The sequence below is a fragment of the Nocardioides bruguierae genome, from assembly GCF_023554635.1.
GTDB classification, from domain to species: Bacteria; Actinomycetota; Actinomycetes; order Propionibacteriales; family Nocardioidaceae; genus Nocardioides; species Nocardioides bruguierae.
Window position 1 is genome coordinate 41,115 of record NZ_JAMJPH010000034.1, and the last position, 22,858, is coordinate 63,972.

Consider the following 22,858-nt stretch of genomic DNA (forward strand, 5'->3'; position numbering starts at 1 on the left):
AGCCGTCCCGTTTCGTTACGCAGCGTTCACCAGAACGCCTGTTTCACGGCATGTGCTCCTGGTTAGGGTGAGGCGCTTCTCAGCATCTGTTGAACTCATTCTCACTTTCGGGAGATTTTTTCATGCCCTCAGCGCGCAAGCGTGTTGCCGGGCTGCTGAGCGTCTCGGTCATGGCGGCGGGCTTGAGCCCGCTGGCCCTGACCGGAGTCGCGCAGGCAGCCACGGACGGCAGCGGCCTCGTGATCAGCGAGGTGTACGGAGGCGGCGGTAACTCCGGTGCCACGTGGACGAACGACTTCATCGAGCTGTACAACCCGACGGACGCGGCCATCTCGGTCGACGGCATGTCGGTCCAGTACCGCTCCTCCGGTGGCAACTCCGGTGGCACCACCGACCTGAGCGGCAGCGTCGCTCCCGGTGCGACCTTCCTGATCCAGGAGGCGGCCGGCAACGGTGGCACCGACGCCCTGCCGACGCCCGACGCCGAGGGGACGCTCGGCATGAGCGGCTCCAGCGGCACGGTCTCCCTCGTGGACGGCACCGAGGTCGTCGACCCGCGGGTCGACGCCAGCGCGGTGGTCGACCTCGTGGGCTACGGCTCGGCGTCCATCGTCGAGACCGCGGCTGCGCCCGGCCTGTCCAGCACCACGTCCGCCTCCCGTGCGGCCGCGGGCACGGACACCGACGACAACAGTGCTGACTTCACCGCCGGTGCGCCGTCCCCGACGAACAGCGCCGGCGAGACCGAGGCGCCCGCCCCGGACCCGGTCGACCCGGTCGACCCGGACGCGGTGAGCATCGCCGAGATCCAGGGCACCGACGCGGCGGCGTCCCCGCTCGACGGGGACACCGTGACCACCGAGGGTGTCGTCACGGCCGTCTACGAGACCGGCGGCCTCAACGCCTTCGTCATCCAGACCGGCGGCACGGGTGCCGGCGCCGACGCGACGCCCGGCGCCTCCGACGCCGTCTACGTCTACGGCCCCGACACCTTCCCGGCAGTCGGCGACTCCGTCGCCGTCACCGCCACGGTGGACGAGTACAACGCGCTGACCGAGCTGGTCGACCCGTCGTGGGAGGCGCTCGAGACCGCCCTCGACCCGGTCACCCCGCTCGAGACCACCTGGTTCGAGACCGAGGAGGAGCGCGAGGCTCACGAGTCGGAGCTCATCCTCCCGACCGGCGACTTCACCGTCTCCAACACCTACTCGACCAACGGCTACGGCACCATCGGGCTCGCTTCGGGCGACACCCCGCTGATCCAGCCGACCGAGGTCGAGGACGCGCAGACCGGCGACGTCGCCGGCATCGAGGCCGACAACGACGCTCGCGCCCTGGTGCTGGACGACGGCTCCAGCGCCAACTACCTGGGTGCGGCCGAGGACACGCCGATGGCGTGGCTGACCACCGACAACCCGATCCGGGTCGGCGCGGCCGCCACCTTCGAGTCCCCGGTGATCGTCGACTACCGCTACGGCGCCTGGACGGTCCAGCCGACCGCGCAGGTCACCGACGACGGCAGCGACGTGGTCTCGTTCGAGAACACCCGCCTCGACGAGGCCGCCCCGGCCGAGGTCGGTGGCGCGCTCACGCTCTCGTCCTTCAACGTCCTCAACTACTTCACCTACACCGGTGAGGACAACGTCGCCGACGGCGGCACGTGCGACTTCTACGTCGACCGTGAGGACAACCCGATCGGCGCCGGCTACTGCGACACCGCCGACGGCGGCGACGGCCCCCGTGGTGCCGCGACCGACGCCAGCCTGGCCCGCCAGGAGGTGAAGATCGTCAAGGCGATCAACACCCTGGACGCCGACATCGTCTCCCTCGAGGAGATCGAGAACTCGGTGAAGTTCGGCTTCGACCGCGACGCCGCGCTCTCCACCCTGGTCGACGCCCTCAACGCGGACGCCGGCGAGACCAAGTGGGCCTTCGTCCCGTCCCCGGACGCGGCGGACCTGCCCGACCTGGCCGACCAGGACGTCATCCGCACGGCGTTCATCTACCAGCCGGCCGCGGTCGAGACCGTCGGCGCCTCCTCGGTGCTGACCGGCGACGCCGCGTTCGACAACGCCCGTGAGCCGCTGGCCCAGGGCTTCAAGCTGGTCGGCGACGAGGACGCGAACGCGTTCGGCGTCATCGTCAACCACCTCAAGTCCAAGGGCTCGGGCACCGACGACGGCACCGGGCAGGGCAACGCCAACCCCGACCGCGTCGCGCAGGCCACCTCGCTGAGCACCTTCGCCGACGACTTCGCCGCCGACCTCGGTGGCTCGGGCGCGGTGTTCCTCACCGGTGACTTCAACTCGTACACGATGGAGGACCCCATGCAGGTCCTCTACGACGACGGGTACACCGACCTGGCCCCCGAGGGCGAGTACTCCTACTCGTACTCCGGCCTGTCCGGCAGCCTCGACCACGTCCTGGCCAACGAGGCCGGCGCCGCGATGGTCACCGGCTCCGACATCTGGAACATCAACTCCGGCGAGTCCGTCGGCTTCGAGTACAGCCGCTACAACTACAACGCGACGCTGCTGTACCAGGAGAACAAGTTCCGCGCCTCGGACCACGACCCGGTCGTCGTGGGCGTCAGCCCCGACCAGGAGGTCGTCGGCGACGTCGACATCAACCTGCTGAACATCAACGACTTCCACGGTCGGATCAGCGAGGACACCCCGGCGTTCGCCACCGCCATCGAGCAGCTGCGCGAGGCCGAGGGCGAGGACAACACCCTGTTCCTCTCCGCCGGTGACAACATCGGTGCCTCGCTGTTCGCCTCCTCCATCCAGGACGACCAGCCCACGATCGACGTGCTCAACGCGCTCGGTCTGGACTCCTCGGCCGTGGGCAACCACGAGTTCGACAAGGGCGTGGACGACCTCACCGGTCGTGTCTCCGACGCCGCCGGCTGGGACTACCTGGCCGCCAACGTCTACGACACCGAGGGCGACCCCATCCTCCCCGAGTACGACACCTTCGAGGTCGACGGCGTGACCGTCGGCGTGATCGGCGTCGTCACCGAGGAGACCCCGTCCCTCGTCTCGCCCGCCGGCGTCGCCGACCTCACCTTCGGTGACCCCGTCGAGGCCGTGAACCGCGTCGCCGCGGAGCTCTCCGACGGCGACGAGTCCAACGGCGAGGCCGACGTCATCGTCGCCGAGTACCACGAGGGCGCCTCCGCCGGCACGCCGGACGACGCCACCCTCGAGGACGAGATCACCGCCGGCGGCGCGTTCGCCGACATCGTGGAGAACACGGCGGCCTCGGTCGACGTGATCTTCACCGGCCACACCCACAAGCAGTACGCGTGGGACGGCCCGATCCCCGGCGAGTCCGGCACCCGCCCGGTCCTCCAGACCGGCTCCTACGGCGAGAACATCGGCCAGGTCGTCCTGACCGTCGACCCCGCCACCGGCGACGTCGTCTCCTACACCCAGCAGAACGTCTCCACCGAGGGCGTCGAGGCCGACACCAGCTACCCGCGGGTGGCCGAGGTCTCCGACATCGTCGACGCGGCGCTGGCCTACGCCGACGAGATCGGCCAGGAGCCGATCGGCACCATCACCGGTGACGTCACCACCGCCTTCACCGACGGCAGCTACGTCGACGGCGAGTACACCGGCGGCACCCGCGACGACCGTTCCTCGGAGTCCACCCTCGGCGACATGGTCGCCGAGGCGCTCCTGGACGGCGTCTCCGACCTCGAGGACGGTGCGGACCTCGGTCTGACCAACCCCGGTGGTCTGCGCGCCGAGCTGTACTACGACGGCGAGGAGGGCTCGGAGACGAACACCGACGGTGTCGTCACCTACGCCGAGGCCAACGCGGTGCTGCCCTTCGGCAACACCGTGACCCTGGTGGACCTCACCGGTGCCCAGCTGCTGGCCGTGCTCGAGGAGCAGTGGCAGCGCAACGACGAGGGCGAGATCCCCTCGCGTCCGTACCTGCAGCTGGGTCTCTCCGAGAACGTGGCCGTCACGGCCGACCCGACCGCCCCCGAGGGCGAGCGGATCACCTCCGTGACCATCGACGGCGAGCCGGTGGACGAGAGCGCGACCTACACGGTCTCCACGCTCAACTTCCTCGCGGCCGGCGGTGACAACTTCCGCACCCTCGCCGAGGGCGACGTGGTCGACACCGGTCTGCTCGACGTGGCGCTCTTCCGCGACTACCTGGCCGCCGAGACCCGGTCGCCGGACTTCGCCCGCCAGCAGGTCTTCTCCGAGGACCTGCCGACGGAGCTGGCCGCGGGCGAGGCCACCTCGTTCACGCTGGGCATGGGTACCAGCGAGGCGCCGGTGTACCCGATCAACGACAAGTCGCTGGACCTGCGCTCGCAGGGCAGCCCGCTCAACACCTCCGCCTCCGTGGGCCTGTACCGCGACGGCGCCCTGGTGCGCGACCTGGGTGACGTCACCGTCACCGACGGTCTCGCCACGGTCGACGTCACCGTGCCGGCGCTGGCGAAGGTGGGCGACACCCTCGAGGTCGTCGCCGACGAGTCCGGCACCACCGTGTCGGTCCCCGTCACCTCCGCGGCCGCGGACGTCGACAGCCTCCTGCTGCTGAACATCAACGACTTCCACGGTCGGATCAGCGAGGACACTCCGGCGTTCGCCACCACGATCGAGGAGCTCCGCGCGGAGCAGGGCGAGGACAGCACGCTGTTCCTCTCCGCCGGTGACAACATCGGTGCCTCGCTGTTCGCCTCCTCCATCCAGGACGACCAGCCCACGATCGACGTGCTCAACGCGCTGGGGCTCGCCTCGTCCGCGGTGGGCAACCACGAGTTCGACAAGGGCGTGGACGACCTCACCGGTCGTGTCTCCGACGCTGCCGACTGGGACTACCTGGCCGCCAACGTCTACGACGCCGACGGCGAGCCGATCCTCCCCGAGTACGACACCTTCGAGGTCGACGGCGTGACCGTCGGCGTGATCGGTGCCGTGACCGAGGAGACCCCGTCCCTCGTCTCCCCGGCCGGTGTCGAGGGCCTCACCTTCGGTGACCCCGTCGAGGCCGTGAACCGCGTCGCCGCGGAGCTCTCCGACGGCGACGAGTCCAACGGCGAGGCCGACGTCATCGTGGCCGAGTACCACGAGGGCGCGACCGACGGCACCCCGGACGGTGCCAGCCTGGAGGACGAGATCGCCGCCGGCGGTGCGTTCGCCGACATCGTGGAGAACACCGCGGCCTCGGTCGACGTGATCTTCACCGGCCACACCCACAAGCAGTACGCGTGGGAGGGTCCGATCCCTGGTGAGGAGGGCACCCGCCCGATCCTCCAGACCGGCTCGTACGGCGAGAACATCGGCGCCGTCACGCTCCAGCTGGACACCGAGACCGGTGACGTCGTCGACTTCACCCAGGAGAACGTGTCCACCGGCGACACCGAGGTCGACACCAGCTACCCCCGGGTGGCCGAGGTCGTCTCGATCGTCGACGCCGCGCTGGCCTACGCCGACGAGGTCGGCTCCCAGCCGGTCGGCACCATCACCGACGACTTCACCACCGCCTTCAAGAGCGGCTCGATCGTCGACGGTGAGTTCTCGGTCCCGGCCGACGACCGCACCACGCTGCGTGACGACCGCTCCCGCGAGTCGACCCTGGGCACCCTGGTTGCCGACTCGCTGCTCGACGCCGTGTCCGGCTACTTCGACGGTGAGGGCGCCGACTTCGGTGTCACCAACTCGGGTGGTCTGCGTGCCGAGCTGTACTACGACGGCGAGGAGGGCTCGGAGACGAACACCGACGGTGTCGTCACCTACGCCGAGGCCAACCAGGTGCTGCCCTTCGGCAACGAGGTCAGCATCGTGGCCCTCACCGGTGCACAGGTGAAGGAGCTGCTGGAGCAGCAGTGGCAGCCGTCCGGCGTCAGCCGGCCGTACCTGCAGCTGGGTCTCTCGGAGAACGTGTCGGTCACCGCCGACCCGACCGCCGAGGCCGGCAGCCGCATCACCTCGGTGATGATCGACGGCGAGCCGCTGGACATGGGCGCGACCTACCAGGTCTCCACGCTCAACTTCCTCGCGGCCGGCGGCGACAACTTCACCGCCCTCGCCGAGTCCGACGACGTGGTCAACACCGGCATCCAGGACGCCGCGGCCTTCCGCGACTACCTGTCCGCCGAGACCCGCTCCCCGGACTTCGCCCGCCAGCAGGTCTTCTCCGACGACCTGCCGACGACGCTGCCCGTGGGCTCGACCTCCTCCTTCACGCTCGGCATGGGCACGACGGACGAGGCACCGACCGCGAGCAAGACCCTGGACCTCACCTCGCTCTCGAGCCCGGTGAACACCGAGGTCGTCGCCACGCTCGGCGAGACCGAGCTCGGCACCTTCACCGTGACCGACGGCATCGCCGACATCGACGTGGACGTCCCCGCGGACGCCACGGTCGGCGACTACGTCACCTTCACCGCGGCGCCCTCGGGCACCACGGTGACGGTCCCGGTCGGCGAGGCCACCTCGGTCGCCTCCACGACCACCGCCACGGTGGTCAACGCCAAGAAGGCGCTCGTCAACGGCAACCGCAAGGTCCTGGTCAAGGCCAAGGTCCAGGCGGAGGGCACCACGCCCACCGGCATGGTGACGCTCTCGGTCGACGGCCAGGTCGTCGACACCGCCGAGCTCAACGACAACGGCGGCGCCTACCTGCAGGCCGGCCCGTTCTACACGACCGGCAAGCAGAAGCTCGTGGTCACCTACCAGGGCTCCGACGAGGTCGACGCCTCCTCCGCGACCACCTCGGTGTTCGTGAAGAAGGCCAGGGCCGGTCTCAGCACGCTGAAGTTCCCGGCCAAGGCCACCCGGGGCACGACCCACGTGTCCTGGATCGTCACGGTCCGCGCCCTCGGCGCGGGCACCGTGCCGGACGGCCGCGTCGTCGTCCGCACGGGCGGCGAGCGCTACGTCGGGCGCCTCACGTCGGGCCAGGCCCTCATCACCACCGACCCCTACCGGGGCCTGGGCGTGAAGAAGGTCGTCATCCGCTACACCGGCAGCGACGCGGTGCACGCCCGCAAGGTCGTGCGCCAGGTGCGCGTCACCCGCTGACGCCACCGGCACCGGTGAGAGACCGGTGACCCGCTGAACGACGAGCCCCTCCGAGCCACCAGGCTCGGAGGGGCTTCGTCGTCAGGTCACCCGCGCCGACGGGCGCGTGACGTCGGCTCAGCCGGCGTCCGCCAGCCTGACGGCGGCCTGCACGAGAGCCAGGTGGCTGAAGGCCTGGGGGAAGTTGCCGAGCATGCGGCCACGGCCGACGTCGTACTCCTCGGAGAGCAGGCCCACGTCGTTGACGAGCCCCACCAGGCGCTCCATCAGCGCCTCGGCGTCCTCGCGCCGTCCGGCCCCGGCCAGGGCGGCGACCAGCCAGAACGAGCACGCCAGGAACGGGTGCTCGTCGCCCTCCACGCCGTCGACGCCGCTGGCGGTGCGGTAGCGCAGCACCAGGCCGTCGCGCAGGAGGTCCTCCTCGATGGCCGCGATCGTGCCGAGCACGCGCGGGTCGTCGGGCGGCAGCAGGCCGAGGGAGGGCAGCACGAGCAGCGCGGCGTCGACCTCCTCGGTGTCGTAGTGCTGGCGGAAGCTGTTGCGCTCGGTGCTGAAGCCGCGGCTCAGCACCTCGTCCCGCACCTCGTCGCGCACCCGGCGCCAGTCCTCCACCGCACCCTCGAGGTCGTGCTCCTCGACGGCGCGCACGGCGCTGTCGAGAGCCGCCCACACCATCGCCTTGGAGTGGACGAAGTGACGCGGCTCGCCGCGGACCTCCCAGATGCCGCAGTCGGGCTCGTCCCAGTGCGTGACGAGCTCGTCGACCAGCGCCCGTTGCAGCGCCCAGGCGTTCGCGTCGTCCTCGCCGGTGGCCCGGCGGACCTTCTCCAGCGCCTGCATGACCTCGCCGAGCACGTCGTGCTGCAGCTGGGAGACGGCGCCGTTGCCCACGCGCACCGGCAGGGAGCCCTCGTAGCCGGGCAGGTGGTCCAGCACGCTCTCGGGCAGCCGCCGGCTCCCGTCCACGCCGTACATGATCTGCAGGTCGGCCGGGTCGCCGGCCACCGTGCGCAGCAGCCAGCCTCGCCAGAGCTCGGCCTCGTCGGTGTAGCCGGCGTCCACCAGCGCCTCGAGGGTCAGGGCGGCGTCGCGCAGCCAGCAGTAGCGGTAGTCCCAGTTGCGCCCGCCGCCGATCTCCTCGGGCAGGGAGGTGGTGGGCGCGGCCACGATGCCGCCGGTCTCGGCGTGCGTCATGAGTCGCAGGGTGAGCAGGGAGCGCAGCACGACCGCTTGGTGGGGGAGGTCGTCGCGGCACAGCGCGGCCCATGCCTCGTCCTCCTCGATCGTGCGGCGCACCCGGTCGTCGTGGTGACCGAGGGAGTAGGGCTCCAGGTGGCTCGGGAGCCACGTGAGGGAGTAGGTCTGCGACTCGCCGGCGGCCAGCGTGAAGGAGTCGCAGTGCCGGTGGTCGGAGGCCACGGGCAGGCGGGGGCCGCGCAGCACCAGCTGGTCCGGGCCCGCGACGGCGGTGATCACCTCCTCGCCGTCCACCTCCTGGCGTCGGACCCACGGGGTCGCGGCCCCGTAGTCCATGCGCAGCCGCAGCTCGTGGCGCATCTCGACGCTGCCCTCGACCCCGTCCAGCCGCCGCACCACGTCGGCGCGACCGTCACCGCGCGGCATGAGGTCCGTCAGCGTGACCGTGCCGGACTCGGTGGTGAAGGTGGTCTCCAGGACGGCGGAGGCGCCGACGTAGCGGCGGCTGACCGTGTGCTCCTCGGCCGGCACGAGCTGCCAGAACCCGTGCTCGTCGGTGCCGACCAGCGCGGCCAGGCAGGCGGGGGAGTCGAACCGGGGGAGGCACAACCAGTCGATGGAGCCGTTCTGGCCGACGAGGGCGGCGGTGCGGCGGTCACCGATGAGGGCGTAGTGCTCGATGGGCAGGGCCATGCCCTCCAACCTAGGAGGGCCCGACCCACCCCTTCGGCGCCGTCGTCGCTGCTCAGCGGCCAGGTGTGGGCAGGCGTGCACCGTGCGGGTGATCAGCGGTCGTCTCGGGCGTGGTCAGGTGGAGGGACGGACCCGGGGTTCACCGCCGGAACAAGGGTGGCTCCGGTAACGTTGACCCAACTCCCGCCGATCGGTGGGACGAGAGAGGAGGCCCGCATGGTGCTGTTCCGTCGACTGCTCGGCGACGTGCTCCGTGCCCACCGCGTGGAGCGGGGCCTCACCCTGCGCCAGGTGTCGCAGGAGGCACGCGTGTCGCTGGGCTACATCTCCGAGATCGAGCGTGGCCAGAAGGAGGCGTCCTCGGAGCTGCTGGCGTCGCTGTGCGGCGCGCTCGAGGTGCCGCTCTCGTCCGTGCTCCGGTCGGTCTCCGACGCCGTGGCGCTGGAGGAGGCCGCACTCGGCTCCGCCGTGGATGCCGCCGTCGCGGGCGCCACGCCCATCCCCGTCACCCGCCGAGAGGACGTCGTCGCCTCGGCGGCCTGACGTTCCCGCACGACCGTCACCGGGTCATCCTGCGCTCGCGAGCGCAGGGTGACCCGGTGCTGGTTTCGAAAGCGACGTGCCTCGGAGGGCGTCAGCCCCGCAGCTGGAGCCCGCGCGGGGTGGTGGTGAAGCCGGCGGACCCGAGCGCCTCGCGGACCGGTGTGGCCGACCCCAGCAGCGCAGCTCCGTCCGCGCGCTCCAGGGTGATCCGGCCCAGCGACCCCCGGCGTGCCGCGGCCACGAGCGCGCCGGCGGCCGTCGCCAGCTCGTCGGGGTCGTCGGTGAAGCTGAGCAGGGTCTTGCCTCCCCGCTCGAGGTAGAGCGCCAGGCGACCGTCCACGACGACCACGATGGCCCCGGCCTTGCGGCCCGGACGATGACCCGAGGACTCGGCGGCCTCGGCACCCTCGGGCGCAGGGCGCTGCGGCCAGTCGAGGGCCGCGCCGTACGGGTTGGCCGGGTCGGAGGCGGCCAGGACGACGGCCTGCGGCCGCGCGGCCGGGTCGGCGACGCGCGGGGCGTCGGCGTAGGTCCGCAGGCGGTCCACGGCTCCGGCGCTGCCGAACTGGGCCGCTCCCAGGCCGGCCACGAAGTAGCCGCGACGGGTGCGGCCGGAGTCCTCGAAGGCGCTGAGCACCTTGTAGACCGCGGCGAAGCCGCCCGGCACCCGCTCCGCGACCACGCTGCCGCGGGTCAGCACGCCGTACCGCTCCAGCAGCCGCTCGGCAGCCGCGTGCGCGCGCCGGGTCGGGTCCGCGTCCACCTCGGGCAGCAGGGACCACCGGCCGACCGTCTCCGGCGGCCCGCCGCGCACCACCCCGCGGGGACGTGCACCGCCGCGGCCGCTGGTCGTGGACGCGAGCCGTGGCCGGGCCGGGGCGCGGCGGGTGCGCTGGGTGGCCCTGCCCGAGCGGGTCAGGGCGCGCAGGGCCGACAGCGTGTCGTTGCCGACCACGCCGCCCCAGGCCAGCTCCCACAGGGCGGTGGCGACGTTCTGCTCGGTGGCGGTGACGCCGGTGGCGCCGACCTGGGAGACGAGCTGGTGGAAGAACCAGGCGCCGCCGCCGTCCAGCACCTCCAGGAGCGCGGCGTGCAGCGCCGGCCACGACCCACCGTCCTGGGCCCCGGCGGGGCCGGTGGCGGGCGCCGGCAGGGTCAGGTGGGCGGTGTCCGCGAGGTGCAGGGAGACCCAGCCGTCCGCGCCACCGAGCGCACCGTGGCCGGCCCACACCACCTCACCGGTGCTGGTCAGCTCGTCCAGGTGCGCCGGCTCGTAGTCGGTGACCCGGGCGGGCAGGACGAGTGACTCCAGCGCGCTCGCCGGCACGATCGCCCCCGCGAGCTGGTCGATGGCGGCGACCACGCCGTCCACCCCGCGCAGCGCGCCCCGGCGGGCCCGGGGCTCGCGGTGGCCGGGCGACCGCTCGGGGGCGGCCGGCTCGACGGCCTCGACGTGCTGCCAGGCGGGCAGGAACCGGCCCAGGGCGTCGGGGTCGACCGGCTCGATCTCCTCGCGCAGCCGTGCGAGGGAGCGCCGTCGCAGTCGGCGCAGCACCTCGGCGTCGCACCACTCGGTGCCACTGCCGCCGGGGCGGAACTCCCCGTCCATCACGCGCCCCGCGGCCACCAGTCGCTGGAGCGTGTGCCGCACCACCGCGCTGCCGAGCCCCAGCCGGGCCGCAACCTCGTCGGCGGTGAAGGGCCCGTGCGTGCGCGCGTACCGGCCCACGAGGTCGGCGAGGGGGTCGTCGACCGGGTCGGTGAAGGCGTCGGGGGTGCCCGGCGGGACGGGCACGCCGAGGCCGTCGCGCAGGCGCCCGACGTCCTCGACCATCGCCCAGCGCTCCTCGCCCGCCATCCGCACCTGCACCGCGCGGCGGCTCGCGGCGAGCCCGGTGAGCCACTCCTCGACCGTCACGGTGTCGGTGCCGGGCACCGACCGCTGCTGCACCTCGGCGGTGCTCAGCGGGCCGAGCAGACGCAGGGCGTCGGCGACGCCCTCGGCGTCCCTGACCCGCCGGTCCTCGGCGAGCCGCTGCAGCTCGGCCTCCACCTCGGCGACGACGTCCGGGTCCAGCAGCTCGCGCAGCTCGGCGCGGCCGAGCAGCTCGGCGAGGAGGGACTGGTCGAGGGACAGAGCGGCGGCCCGCCGCTCGGCCAGGGGGGAGTCGCCCTCGTAGACGAACTGCGCGACGTAGCCGAAGAGCAGCGTGCGGGCGAAGGGGGAGGGGGTGGTGGTCGTGACCTCCGCGACCTGGACGCTGCGCTGCTCGACGCGGCTCAGCAGGGTCACGAGGCCGGGCAGGTCGTAGACGTCCTGGAGGCACTCGCGCACCGCCTCGAGCACGATCGGGAACGACGGGTACTTCGAGGCCACCTCCAGCAGCGAGGCGGCGCGCTGCCGCTGCTGCCACAGCGGGGAGCGTCGTCCCGGGTCGCGGCGGGGGAGCAGGAGGGCTCGGGCGGCGCACTCGCGGAAGCGGGAGGCGAACAGGGCCGAGCCGCCGACCTCGGTGGTGACGACGTCCTCGATCTCCTCGGGCGAGAACACCAGGACGTCGGCACCCGGGGGCTCGGCGTCGGTGTCCGGCACGCGCACCACGATGCCGTCGTCCGAGGCGACGGCCTGGCCGTCGATGCCGTACCGCTCGCGCAGCCGGGCGTTGATCGCCAGGGCCCAGGGTGCGTGCACGGGGACGCCGTAGGGGGAGTGCAGCACCAGCCGCCAGTCGCCCAGCTCGTCGCGGAACCGCTCCAGCAGCAGCGTGACGTCGCTGGGCACGGTGGTCGTGGACTCGGCCTGCTCGTGCACGTAGCCGACGAGGTTGCTCGCGGCGTTCTCGTCCAGGCCCTGCTCCCGGGCTCGTGCCTCGGCCCTCGCGCGGGGCATGCCGGCCAGCTCGCGGGTCAGGGCACCCACGGCCTCGCCGAGCTCGGCGGGGCGGCCCAGCGTGTCGCCGCGCCAGAACGGCAGCTTGCCCGGCAGCCCTGGAGCCGGCGAGACGAGCACCCGGTCGTGGGTGATGTCCTCGATGCGCCAGCTCGTGGCGCCCAGGGCGAACACGTCGCCGACGCGGGACTCGTAGACCATCTCCTCGTCGAGCTCGCCGACGCGCTTGCCGGGCCCCTTCTCCTCGCTGCCGCCGACGAGGAAGACCCCGAACAGGCCGCGGTCGGGGATGGTGCCGCCCGAGGTCACGGCCAGTCGCTGGGCACCGGGGCGCCCGGTCACCTCGCCCGTCACCCGGTCCCACACGACCCGGGGCCGCAGCTCGGCGAACTCGTCGCTGGGGTAGCGGCCCGAGAGCAGGTCGAGCACGGAGTCGAACGCCGAGCGGGGCAGGGCCGCGTACGGGGCCGCCCGCCGCACGAGGCCGAAGAGGGCGTCCACCTCGAGGGTGTCCATCGAGGTCATCGCCACGACTTGCTGGGCGAGCACGTCGAGCGGGTTCGCTGGGACGTGCAGGGACTCGATCGCGCCGGTGCGCATGCGCTCGACCGACACCGCCGTCGGGGCCAGGTCGCCGCGGTGCTTGGGGAAGAGCACGCCGTGCGAGGTCTCCCCGACCTGGTGGCCGGCGCGGCCCACGCGCTGGAGCGCGCTGGCCACGCTCGGCGGCGACTCGATCTGGATCACCAGGTCGACCGAGCCCATGTCGATGCCCAGCTCGAGGCTGGAGGTGGCGACGACCGCCGGGAGGCGCCCCCGCTTCAGGTCGTCCTCGATGAGCGCGCGCTGGTCCTTGCTGACGGAGCCGTGGTGGGCCCGGGCGAGCACCGGGGCGCCCTCGACGACTCCGTCGGCCACCCCGGCCTGCGCCATGGTCTCGGCCGGCGGACCGCCCGGGCCGGGCGTGCGCGGCACGACGTCGCCCGGGTCGGCCTCGACGCCGGCGCGCTCGGCGGCGATCGCGTTGAGCCGCGCCGTGAGCCGCTCGGCCAGTCGACGGGAGTTGGCGAAGACGATGGTGGAGCGGTGGGCCTCGATGAGGTCGGCCACGCGCTCCTCCACGTGCGGCCAGATGCTGGAGGCCCGTCGGGCAGCGTCGGGGTCGGGCCGGGTGGGGGCCTCGAAGCCGTCGTCGACCTCGAACGGGTCGGGCTCGCGGGCGGCCTCCGCGCCGCCCGGCTGCTCCATGTCCTCGACGGGGACGACCACCTCGAGCTCCCATTGCTTGGCCGCCGGCGGGGCGACGATCTCCACCGGTGCCGGCCCACCGAGGAACCGGGCGACCTCCTCGAGCGGCCGGACCGTGGCGGAGAGGCCGACCCGCTGCGCCGGGCGCTCCAGCAGCTCGTCGAGCCGCTCCAGGGTCAGCGCCAGGTGGGCGCCACGCTTGGAGCCGGCCACGGCGTGCACCTCGTCGACGATCACCGTCTCCACCCCGCGCAGCGACTCGCGCGCCTGCGAGGTGAGCATGAGGAACAGCGACTCGGGGGTGGTGATGAGGACGTCCGGGGGCCGGGTCGTGAGGCGGCGGCGGTCGGCGGCGGTGGTGTCGCCCGACCGGACGCCGACCTGGACGTCGTGGACGCGGGTGCCGAGCCTGTCCGCGGTGTGCCGGATGCCGGTCAGCGGCGCGCGCAGGTTGCGCTCGACGTCCACCGCGAGGGCCTTCAGCGGGCTCACGTAGAGGACGCGGCAGCGCTTCTCCTTCTCCTCCGGCACGGGGCTGGTCATCAGCCCGTCGATGGCGGAGAGGAACGCCGAGAGCGTCTTGCCCGATCCGGTGGGGGCGACGACGAGCGCGTGCCGGCCCGCGGCGATCGCGTCCCACGCGCCCGTCTGCGCGGCGGTGGGCTCGGCGAAGGCCGCGCGGAACCACGTGCGCGTGGGTTCGCTGAACCTGTCGAGGGCGTCGGGCACGTCGCACATCCTGGCCGACGCCACCGACAGCCCGGTCACCCTGCCGGGCCGCGGACCGGGCGCGCCACGCGCCGCGGGTCCGCCCTGCCGGCCGGGACCGGGGGTCCTCGGAGTTGTCGAACGATCGAGCATCCGCGTCCGCCTTCGTCGAACGTTCGATCAACGGCCGGGGGAGGAGCCTGCCCAGTGGCAGGATATCGATGATGCTCGGCTTTCCTGCCGCTTCCGCGAGGAGTGCCACCGCACGAGGATCAGAGACATGAGCACCGGTCACGACCTCGCGCCCTTCGACGCGGCGGCGTCCGCCACCCCCGACACCAAGGACTGGACCTGGGTCCTGGAGCAGCCCTGCCCCGACTGCGGGTTCGTCTCCGGCTCCGTGCCGCGGACCGCGCTGGGCCAGACGCTGCGCGCCCAGCTGCCGACGTGGCGGGCGGTCGTGACGGGAGAGGGGGCGAGGACCCGTCCCGACCCGGGTACCTGGTCGCCCACCGAGTACGCCTGCCACGTCCGCGACGTGCAGCGGGTCTTCGGCGAGCGGGTGCGGGCGGTCGTGGCGGCCGTCGACGAGCCTGCGAGGTTCGCGAACTGGGACCAGGACGCCACGGCCGTGCAGGCGCGCTACGACCTGGCCGACCCGGCCACCACCCTGGCGGAGCTGGAGGCCGGCGTCCTCGAGGTGGCCGACCTCTACGACGGGCTCGACGCCGACGACGAGGCGCTGTGGGCGCAGCGGGGGCTGCGCAGCAACGGCAGCGCGTTCACGCTGGAGACCCTGGCCGCCTACCACCTGCACGACGTGGTCCACCACGGCTGGGACGTGGCCCCCGGCTGAGGCCGACCACGGCCGGGGGCGGGGCCCGGTGCAGGATGGACGCATGCGGCACACCGACTTCTGGACGCGGATGGAGGAGGTCCTGGGCGATCGCACCCGGTCCTTCTCCCGGCTGACCGTGCTCACCCAGCTGGGCGGTCGCACCCCGCTCGAGGCCCTGGACGAGGGCGTGCCCCCCAAGCAGGTCTGGGCCGCCGTCCACGCGTTCCTCGAGCTGCCCAAGCACCTGAGCTGACACCGGCGCCCGCGGCGCCGGCCGCCCGCGGCCGCTGGCTCGCTGCCGGCAGATCGGCGACGTCCCACCCACCTGGTGTCGCAGCCCTCTGCCAGAGTGGGCCGCATGAGCGAGACCACCACCACGCCCCGCGCCGACGTCGCCGTCATCGGCGGCTCGGGGTTCTACTCCTTCCTGCCCGAGGCCGAGCAGGTCGAGGTCTCCACGCCCTACGGCGAGCCGTCGTCGGCGATCAGCGTCGGCGAGGTCGGCGGCACGCGGGTGGCGTTCCTGCCCCGCCACGGCCGCGACCACCGCTACCCGCCGCACCTCATCCCGTACCGCGCCAACCTCTGGGCCCTGCGCTCCCTGGGCGTCAAGCAGGTCATCGCCCCGTGCGCCGTGGGGGGCCTGCGGCCCGAGGTCGCGCCCGGCGACGTCGTCGTCCCCGACCAGCTGGTCGACCGGACCTACCGCCGCAACCCGTCCTTCGTCGAGCGCGGTGGCGTGCACCTGCCGTTCGCCGACCCCTACTGCCCGGGCGTGCGCACGGCGCTGGTGGGCGCCGCCGAGGACATCAAGGACGGCGGCACCATGGTCGTCATCGAGGGCCCGCGGTTCTCCACCCGGGCCGAGTCGCAGGCCTACGCCGCCTCCGGGTGGACCCTGATCAACATGACCGCGACGCCCGAGGCGCCGCTGGCCCGCGAGATGGGCATGTGCTACGCCTCCATGGCCCTCGTGACCGACATGGACGCGGGCGCCGAGGGCGAGCACGGCGTCTCCGCGGACGAGGTGATGGCGCTGTTCGCGCAGAACCTCGAGCGGCTGCACGGCATCCTCGGCTCGGCCGTCGCGGCCCTGCCCGACCCGGCCGACTGCTCCTGCGCGTCCTGGCTGGAGGCGACCCCGCCGACCTACGCCATCCCCGACCCCGACGCGGCCGGCCTGCCGGGCGCCGGCGCCTGATGCGGGTCCTGCTCACCGGCTCGGAGGGCTTCATCGGCGGCGCGGTCGCCGACGCGCTCGAGGCCCGCGGCGACGAGGTCGTCCGCGTCGACCTGATGCTGCCCATGGCGCACGGCGAGGCCGCCGCGCCGGCGGGCACCCACCAGCGCGACGTCCGCGACGCCGGCACCTGGGGCGACCTGCTGGCCGGTGTCGACGTGGTGTGCCACCAGGCCGCGGTCGTCGGCGCCGGCGTCACCGTGGCGGACCTGCCCGCCTACGCCGGCGTCAACGACCTGGGCACGGCCGCGCTGCTGGCCGCCATGCACGAGGCGGGCGTCGACCGGCTGGTGCAGGCGTCCTCCATGGTCGTCTACGGGGAGGGCCGCTACACCTGCCCCGAGCACGGCGACCAGGTGCCCGGCCCGCGCAGCCGGGCCGCGCTGGAGGCCGGCGACGTCGAGAACCACTGCCCCGTGTGCGACCGCCCGCTGGGCTGGGGCCTGGTCGACGAGGACGCCCGGCTCGACCCGCGCTCCACCTACGCCGTCAGCAAGCTGGCGCAGGAGGGCTACGCGTCTGCCTGGGTGCGACAGGCCGACGCCGCGTCGATCTCGCTGCGCTACCACAACGTCTACGGCCCCCGGATGCCCCGCGACACCCCGTACTCGGGGGTGGCCGCGATGTTCCGCTCCAGCCTGGAGCGTGGGCAGGCCCCGCAGGTCTACGAGGACGGCGGGCAGATGCGCGACTTCGTGCACGTGCACGACGTGGCTCGCGCCAACCTCGCGGCCCTCGACGCCGTGGTCGCGGCGCCGGCGGGGCACGTGGCGGCCTACAACGTCGCCTCGGGCCACCCGATCGGGATCAGGGACGTCGCCACCCTCGTCGCGCGCGGCACCGGCTCCGACCTCCAGCCGGAGGTCACCGGCGGCTACCGCCTCGGGGACGTGCGGCACATCGTCGCCAGCCCGGAGCGGGCCCGGCGCGAGCTGGGGTTCAGCGCGGAGATCCTGCCGGAGCAGGGGCTCCCCGCCTTCGCCACCGCGCCGCTGCGCGCCTGAGCGCTCGAGCGGGCCGGCCTCACCAGGACGTGTAGAAGAGCTGCTGCACCAGGATCGTGGCGGCCAGCTGCACGGCGAGCCCGACGCGCAGCCACCGCCCGCGACCCTCGAGCACGCCCGGGAGCAGTGCCACGGCCAGCGTCAGCCACGGCACGAAGGGCACCCAGATCCGCTCGGTCTCGGCCTTGCTCATGCGCGAGGCGTCCGCCAGGAGCACGACCAGGGCCGTCGCGAGCGAGAGCAGGACGACGGTGCGCACCGCGTCCCGCGCCGGGCCGCGCAACGGGGAGGCCGCACGCAGGCGCTCCCCGGCGACCGCCAGCGCCCCCGGGACGAGGGGGCCGGTGATGACGACGAGCGCCGCCAGGTTGCCCCACAGCCAGTAGGCGGCCGGGCGGTCGGCGGCGATCCCGTCCCAGTACCGGTCGTGCAGCACCGGGTAGGCCTCCCACCAGGCGAAGCCGGCGAGGGCGAAGCCGAGCACCACGGCCAGGGCCGCCAGGGCCGCCGGGACGAGCGGGCGCCACGAGCGTGCGGCCGCGAGCACGGCGAGGGCGACCAGCCCCATGAGCGGCATCCCGTAGGACATCATCACGCCGGCCCCGAGCAGGAGGCCGGCGACGACGGACCACGGCAGCCAACCACGTCCGCGGGTCGTTGCGGCCACGGCGAGCGCGGCCAGGCCCCAGGCCATGGTCGCGCCGATCACGGCGTCGGCGGAGACCGCCACGAACACGGCGACGGGGGAGAGGACGAGGAAGGGGGCCGCGGCCCGGGCGTGCCGCTCCGCGCCGAGGGCCCGGGCCGCGACGAGCACGGCCAGGGGCAGGGTCGCCCCGACGACGGTGACGACGACGCCGGCGGCAAGGTCGCCGCCGAGGCCCAGGTGCACGAGCCCGACGAAGAACAGCAGCATCAGCGGCGGGTGCCCGGCCACGTGGGTGGGCCAGTTGTCGGGCGCGGCCGCGTAGGGGATGCGGGAGACGTACTCGCCGAGCAGCGTGCCGACGTCCGTCACCGACCGCGCGGTGGGCAGGTACTCCACGTCGCTGCCGAGGACGCGGGAGAGGCCGCTGGGCCCGTCGACCAGTGCCAGTGCCAGGCACCAGCCCAGGCAGAGCAGGTAGCCGACCAGCAGCAGGCGGCCCCAGCGCGCCGTGCGGGCCCACCGGCCGAACCACGTCCACCCGAGCACGGCCAGGGCGAGCGCCGGCAGCGTGCCTGGCCCGAGCAGCTTCGGCTCGAGCCAGCCGTGCAGGGGAGGGATGAGGGGTGCGTCCACGGAGGACCGGGAGGCCCGGGTGTGGACGTCCCAGCCCAGCAGGTGCGGCAGCGCGAACGCGAGCGCGACCAGCACCAGCGCGACGCCCACGCCCCAGGCGGCCACCCGGCCGTCGCGGTCGTGCGAGCCGACCGGGCGCGTGGCCCGGGGCTCCCGGTCGCTCGTCCTGGTCATGGGCAGACCCTAGGCAGCACGGTGCACGAGTCGGCACCCGTCCGGGGGAGGTGAACCTGAGAGGTCGCCGAGAAGTCGCCCCGACCAACGCCTGGTGACTGCTTCCTCACCCACACGGGGGCCGGGAGTCGGTCTAGCGTCACCCCATGCCTCCCGCCGACACGCTGGCAGACCTCGTGCTGCCCTGCCGCGACGAGGGCCCGGCGCTGCGGTCGCTGCTGCCGCAGGTGCCGGCCGCTCTGCGGGTGATCGTGGTCGACAACGGGTCCACCGACGACACCGCCGCCGTGGCCGCCTCGCTCGGGGCCACGGTCGTGCACGAGACGCAGCCCGGGTACGGGGCCGCGGTGCACGCGGGGCTGCTGGCCGCGACCGCCGAGCACGTCGCGTTCATGGACGGCGACGGGTCGATGGACCCCCGGCAGGTGCTGGCGCTGCTGGACGACGTCGTGGCCGGTCGTGCCGACATGGCGGTCGGCCGCCGGCGTCCCGTGCGACGGGGCGTGTGGCCCTGGCACGCACGCCTGGGCAACGTCCTGATCCTGGCGTGGCTGCGGCGCCGCATCGGCACGAACGTGCACGACATCGCGCCGGTGCGGGTGAGCCGACGGGACGCGCTGCTCGCGCTGGACGTGCGCGACCGCCGCTTCGGCTACCCCGTCGAGCTGCTGCAGAAGATGACGCTGGCCGGCTGGCGCGTCGTCGAGCACGACATCGACTACCACCCCCGGGCGGCCGGCACCCGCTCGAAGGTGTCGGGCTCGGTGCGCGGCACCGCCCGCGCCGCCCGTGACTTCTGGAAGGTGCTCGCATGACCACCCGCGTCCTCGTCGTCGCCAAGGCCCCCGTGGCCGGGAGGGTCAAGACCCGCCTCGGCGCGGACGTCGGCATGCACACCGCGGCCCACGTCGCCGCCGCGTCCCTGCTCGACACCCTCACCGCGGCCGCGGCCGCCGTGGGTGCCGCGCACTGCCACCTGAGCCTGGCGGGCGACCTGGACGAGGCGGTGCGCGGCGAGGAGCTGCTCGCGGCCACGGCCGGCTGGCACGTCCACCCGCAGGTCGGCGACGGGTTCGCCGCCCGCCTGGCCCGCGCGCACGCCGACGTCGCCGCGACCGGCCCGGGTGCCGTCGTCCAGGTCGGGATGGACACCCCCCAGCTCACCCCCGCCTTGCTGCTGGACGCGGCGGCCGGCCTCGAGGACCACGACGCCGTGCTGGGCGACGCCACCGACGGCGGCTGGTGGGTGCTGGCGCTGCGCGACCCCTCCCGCGCGGCCTGCCTGGCGGACGTGCCGATGTCGGTGCCCGAGACCGGTCGGCTGACCCGTGCGGCCCTGGAGGCCGACGGGCTCACGGTCGGCTCCACCGCCGTCCTCACCGACGTCGACACGGTGCCGGACGCCGACGCGGTCGCCCCGCTGGCAGGCCCGATGTTCGCGGCCTCCTGGGCGGCCGCCCGCCCCGTGACGACCGGAGGCACCCGATGACCATCTCGCGGCCCGACCCTGCCGAGGACCGACGCGTCTCCTTCACCGACGCCTTCTCCTCCGCGTTGCGGGGTGCCCCGGCCGGCTTCGGGCGTGCGGAGGCCGCCGCGCACGCCGACCTCCTGCCCGTGCACGCGTGGTCGGGCGAGGCCACCACCGAGGACGAGGCCCTGCTGGCGCTCTGCGAGGGCGCGACGATCGACCTGGGCTGCGGCCCCGGGCGGATGGCCGCCGCCCTGGTGCGGCGTGGGCACCGGACCCTCGGCGTCGACGTCGTCGAGGAGTGCGTGCGGCTGACCCGCGCCCGCGGCGTGGAGGCCGTGCACGGCTCCCTGTTCGAGACCCTGCCCGGCGAGGGCTCCTGGACCACTGCGCTGCTCGCCGACGGCAACGTCGGCATCGGGGGCGACCCCGTTCGGCTGCTCGAGCGGGCCGCCGCGATCCTCGGGCCCGCCGGTCGCGTGGTCGTCGAGGTGGCGGGCCCCGGAGTGCGCTCCACGTCGCGGTGGATGACCCTCGAGGTGGACGGGGTGGCGTGCCGACCGTTCCGCTGGGCCGTGCTCGGCACCGACGACGTCTGCGCCGTGGCGGTCGCCGCCGGTCTCGCCGTGCGCTCGATCGAGCGGGTCGGGCGCCGGTGGGTCGCGGTGCTGGACCGTGGCGTCGAGGGGGTCGCCGGGTCCAGGATGGTGGGATGACGGACGCCGACGGGCCCGCATGTGGCCGGAGGGGCCTCGGCAGCCTGCGACCGCCGCGCGAGGAGGACTTCTCCCCACGGCTGCGCAGCCCCGCGGTCGCGGCGCGCGTCGGCGTGGCGCTGGGCGTCTGCTTCGGCCTCGCGTTCCTGACCGGCCTGGTCAGCCACTACTCGCAGCTGCCCGACCCGCCGGTGCCCGTGCCGACGTCCCCGTCCTGGGGCTACCGGGTGACGCAGGGCCTGCACGTGGCCACCGGCATCGCCGCCATCCCGCTGCTCCTGGTCAAGCTGTGGACGGTGCTGCCGCGGCTGTTCCAGGCGATGCCCCGCGGCGTCGGCCGGCTCGCCGTCGCCACCGCCGAGCGCGTCAGCGTGGCGCTGCTCGTCGCCTCGGCGATCTTCATGCTCGTCACGGGGCTGATGAACTCCACGCAGTGGTACCCGTGGGCGTTCTCCTTCCGCAGCACCCACTACGCCGTCGCCTGGGTGGCGGTGGGCGCGGTCGTGCTGCACGTGGCGGTGAAGCTGCCGGTGATCCGCACGGCCCTGGGCGCCGACCTGGAGGACACCTCCCAGGACCGGGTGCCCGCATCCCCGGCCCGGAGCGAGGACCAGGAGGGCCTCTCGCGGCGCGGACTGCTCACGGCCACGTGGACGGCGGCGGGCCTGGCGGTCCTCGCCACCGCCGGCGCCACCGTGCCGTGGCTGCGGCGCGTCTCCGTCCTGGGCGTGCGCTCCGGCGACGGCCCCCAGGGCGTGCCGATCAACCGCACCGCCTCCGCCGCGGAGGTGGACCCGGCGGACGTCGGCGAGGACTACCGCCTCGAGGTGGTGCGCGGCGAGCAGAGCGTCACCCTGAGCCGGGCGGACCTGGAGGCCATGGAGCAGCGCACCGAGGCCCTGCCGATCGCGTGCGTGGAGGGGTGGAGCGCCCAGGGCACGTGGTCGGGCGTGCGGGTCCGCGACCTGCTCGACCTCGTCGGCGCCCCGGCGGGCGCGGCCGTCGTCGTCGACTCCCTCCAGCAACGGGGCGCCTTCTCCTCCACGCGGCTGCCGGGCAACTTCGCGGACGACCCGCGCACCCTGCTCGCGCTGGGCCTCTCCGGCGAGCCGCTGAGCCTCGACCACGGCTACCCGGCGCGGATCATCGCGCCCAACCGGCCCGGGGTCCTCCAGACCAAGTGGGTCCACCGGCTCGAGGCGCAGGCATGAGCGCGGGGGAGGGGACGGACGTGGCCGACGGGCCGGGCGGGCCCCGTCAGGCGGGGCAGGTCGGGCGGGTGGTGCTGGGCGCGCTCGGGGTCCTCGTCCTGGGCTACGGGCTGTTCCTGCTTGTCTCCCGCCGGTCGTTCGGCGACCTCGTCGACGCCGGCGTCTGGCTGGCCGGTGGGGTGCTCGTGCACGACGTCCTGCTCTCGGGGGTGCTGATCGCGCTGGGCGCCGCGGCAGCCCGGTGGCTGCCCGGCAGGTGGCGCGGGCCGCTGGCCGGAGGACTGGTGGTGCTCGGGTCGCTCACGCTCCTCGCCGTGCCCTTCCTCGGCGGGTTCGGCCGCGCCAACGCGCCGGACAACCCCACGCTGCTCGACCACGACTACCTCGCGGGGTGGCTGCTGCTGGTGGCGCTCACGGCGCTGGGCGTGCTGCTCGCGCGGTACCGGCCGCGCCGCTGAGCCGCCGCGACGCAGGCGGTCCGCCGTCGCGTCGGGAGAGGGCGCGACACGCCGTCCGCCGCGTTGTTGATCGAACACTTGTTCGGGCTAGATTGTGTCCACAAGCGTGTCGCGGAGCGCGGTCGTCCAC

14 protein-coding genes are annotated in these 22,858 nt (G+C 73.9%); 11 read left to right on the top strand and 3 right to left on the bottom strand.

Translation table 11 applies throughout. The features are described from left to right. Positions 1-122: 122 nt before the first annotated feature. Positions 123-7,055 (top strand): ExeM/NucH family extracellular endonuclease, encoded by a 6,933-nt coding sequence (locus M8316_RS18085; RefSeq protein ID WP_250056954.1) that lies wholly within the window; start codon positions 123-125, stop codon positions 7,053-7,055. A 117-nt stretch (positions 7,056-7,172) separates the two neighbouring features. Here M8316_RS18085 and M8316_RS18090 read toward each other — a convergent pair whose 3' ends face one another. After that, positions 7,173-8,945 (bottom strand): glycoside hydrolase family 15 protein, encoded by a 1,773-nt coding sequence (locus M8316_RS18090; protein WP_250056956.1) that lies wholly within the window; start codon positions 8,943-8,945, stop codon positions 7,173-7,175. A gap of 216 nt (positions 8,946-9,161) precedes the next feature. Here M8316_RS18090 and M8316_RS18095 point away from each other — a divergent pair, with 216 nt between their 5' ends. Beyond that, positions 9,162-9,488: a helix-turn-helix domain-containing protein gene (locus tag M8316_RS18095; protein ID WP_250056958.1), complete on the top strand. Its 327-nt coding sequence runs from the start codon at positions 9,162-9,164 to the stop codon at positions 9,486-9,488. A 91-nt stretch (positions 9,489-9,579) separates the two neighbouring features. Here the strand turns inward: M8316_RS18095 and M8316_RS18100 are convergent, their stop codons facing one another. Beyond that, a complete protein-coding gene (locus tag M8316_RS18100) occupies positions 9,580-14,364 on the bottom strand; it encodes an ATP-dependent helicase (RefSeq protein WP_250056960.1) in 4,785 nt (1,594 codons plus the stop codon). Between the two features lie 250 nt (positions 14,365-14,614). On the opposite strand from M8316_RS18100, the gene M8316_RS18105 reads away from it, so the two are divergent. From M8316_RS18105 to M8316_RS18120, 4 genes are all read left to right on the top strand, one after another. After that, positions 14,615-15,190 carry a DinB family protein gene (locus M8316_RS18105; protein WP_250056962.1) on the top strand — a complete coding sequence of 192 codons (576 nt, stop codon included), beginning with the start codon at positions 14,615-14,617 and terminating at the stop codon, positions 15,188-15,190. A 43-nt stretch (positions 15,191-15,233) separates the two neighbouring features. Further along, positions 15,234-15,425: a DUF3046 domain-containing protein gene (locus M8316_RS18110; protein ID WP_250056964.1), complete on the top strand. Its 192-nt coding sequence runs from the start codon at positions 15,234-15,236 to the stop codon at positions 15,423-15,425. A gap of 105 nt (positions 15,426-15,530) precedes the next feature. Continuing rightward, positions 15,531-16,373: an S-methyl-5'-thioadenosine phosphorylase gene (locus tag M8316_RS18115; protein ID WP_250056966.1), complete on the top strand. Its 843-nt coding sequence runs from the start codon at positions 15,531-15,533 to the stop codon at positions 16,371-16,373. Continuing rightward, positions 16,373-17,416, top strand: a complete 1,044-nt coding sequence (locus tag M8316_RS18120; RefSeq protein ID WP_250056968.1) for an NAD-dependent epimerase/dehydratase family protein — start codon at positions 16,373-16,375, stop codon at positions 17,414-17,416. Before M8316_RS18115 ends, M8316_RS18120 begins: the two co-directional genes overlap by 1 nt. 19 nt (positions 17,417-17,435) lie before the next feature. On the opposite strand, the gene M8316_RS18125 is transcribed toward M8316_RS18120, so the two are convergent. Then, positions 17,436-18,872, bottom strand: a complete 1,437-nt coding sequence (locus tag M8316_RS18125) for a hypothetical protein (protein ID WP_250056970.1) — start codon at positions 18,870-18,872, stop codon at positions 17,436-17,438. Between the two features lie 146 nt (positions 18,873-19,018). Here M8316_RS18125 and M8316_RS18130 point away from each other — a divergent pair, with 146 nt between their 5' ends. From M8316_RS18130 to M8316_RS18150, 5 genes are read left to right on the top strand one after another with little or no spacing between them, the layout of a single operon-like run. Further along, positions 19,019-19,687 carry a glycosyltransferase family 2 protein gene (locus M8316_RS18130; RefSeq protein WP_250056972.1) on the top strand — a complete coding sequence of 223 codons (669 nt, stop codon included), beginning with the start codon at positions 19,019-19,021 and terminating at the stop codon, positions 19,685-19,687. Continuing rightward, the gene (locus M8316_RS18135) at positions 19,684-20,361 is read left to right on the top strand and encodes a TIGR04282 family arsenosugar biosynthesis glycosyltransferase (protein ID WP_250056974.1); all 678 of its coding nucleotides are present in this window, start codon (positions 19,684-19,686) and stop codon (positions 20,359-20,361) included. The genes M8316_RS18130 and M8316_RS18135 overlap by 4 nt, the downstream gene beginning before the upstream one ends. Next, the gene (locus M8316_RS18140; RefSeq protein ID WP_250056976.1) at positions 20,358-21,059 is read left to right on the top strand and encodes a class I SAM-dependent methyltransferase; all 702 of its coding nucleotides are present in this window, start codon (positions 20,358-20,360) and stop codon (positions 21,057-21,059) included. Before M8316_RS18135 ends, M8316_RS18140 begins: the two co-directional genes overlap by 4 nt. Further along, positions 21,056-22,270: a molybdopterin-dependent oxidoreductase gene (locus M8316_RS18145; protein ID WP_250056977.1), complete on the top strand. Its 1,215-nt coding sequence runs from the start codon at positions 21,056-21,058 to the stop codon at positions 22,268-22,270. The genes M8316_RS18140 and M8316_RS18145 overlap by 4 nt, the downstream gene beginning before the upstream one ends. Then, positions 22,267-22,728: a hypothetical protein gene (locus M8316_RS18150; RefSeq protein ID WP_250056979.1), complete on the top strand. Its 462-nt coding sequence runs from the start codon at positions 22,267-22,269 to the stop codon at positions 22,726-22,728. Before M8316_RS18145 ends, M8316_RS18150 begins: the two co-directional genes overlap by 4 nt. Positions 22,729-22,858: the final 130 nt, after the last annotated feature.

Excerpts from the sequence above, each read along its gene's own strand:
- M8316_RS18095 (WP_250056958.1), top strand. The coding sequence starts at position 9,162 with ATGGTGCTGTTCCGTCGACTGCTCGGCGACGTGCTCCGTGCCCACCGC.
- M8316_RS18100 (WP_250056960.1), bottom strand. The coding sequence starts at position 14,364 with ATGTGCGACGTGCCCGACGCCCTCGACAGGTTCAGCGAACCCACGCGC.
- M8316_RS18130 (WP_250056972.1), top strand. The coding sequence starts at position 19,019 with ATGCCTCCCGCCGACACGCTGGCAGACCTCGTGCTGCCCTGCCGCGAC.
- M8316_RS18120 (WP_250056968.1), top strand. The coding sequence starts at position 16,373 with ATGCGGGTCCTGCTCACCGGCTCGGAGGGCTTCATCGGCGGCGCGGTC.
- M8316_RS18145 (WP_250056977.1), top strand. The coding sequence starts at position 21,056 with ATGACGGACGCCGACGGGCCCGCATGTGGCCGGAGGGGCCTCGGCAGC.
- M8316_RS18140 (WP_250056976.1), top strand. The coding sequence starts at position 20,358 with ATGACCATCTCGCGGCCCGACCCTGCCGAGGACCGACGCGTCTCCTTC.
- M8316_RS18125 (WP_250056970.1), bottom strand. The coding sequence starts at position 18,872 with ATGACCAGGACGAGCGACCGGGAGCCCCGGGCCACGCGCCCGGTCGGC.
- M8316_RS18115 (WP_250056966.1), top strand. The coding sequence starts at position 15,531 with ATGAGCGAGACCACCACCACGCCCCGCGCCGACGTCGCCGTCATCGGC.
- M8316_RS18135 (WP_250056974.1), top strand. The coding sequence starts at position 19,684 with ATGACCACCCGCGTCCTCGTCGTCGCCAAGGCCCCCGTGGCCGGGAGG.
- M8316_RS18085 (WP_250056954.1), top strand. The coding sequence starts at position 123 with ATGCCCTCAGCGCGCAAGCGTGTTGCCGGGCTGCTGAGCGTCTCGGTC.
- M8316_RS18150 (WP_250056979.1), top strand. The coding sequence starts at position 22,267 with ATGAGCGCGGGGGAGGGGACGGACGTGGCCGACGGGCCGGGCGGGCCC.
- M8316_RS18110 (WP_250056964.1), top strand. The coding sequence starts at position 15,234 with ATGCGGCACACCGACTTCTGGACGCGGATGGAGGAGGTCCTGGGCGAT.
- M8316_RS18105 (WP_250056962.1), top strand. The coding sequence starts at position 14,615 with ATGAGCACCGGTCACGACCTCGCGCCCTTCGACGCGGCGGCGTCCGCC.
- M8316_RS18090 (WP_250056956.1), bottom strand. The coding sequence starts at position 8,945 with ATGGCCCTGCCCATCGAGCACTACGCCCTCATCGGTGACCGCCGCACC.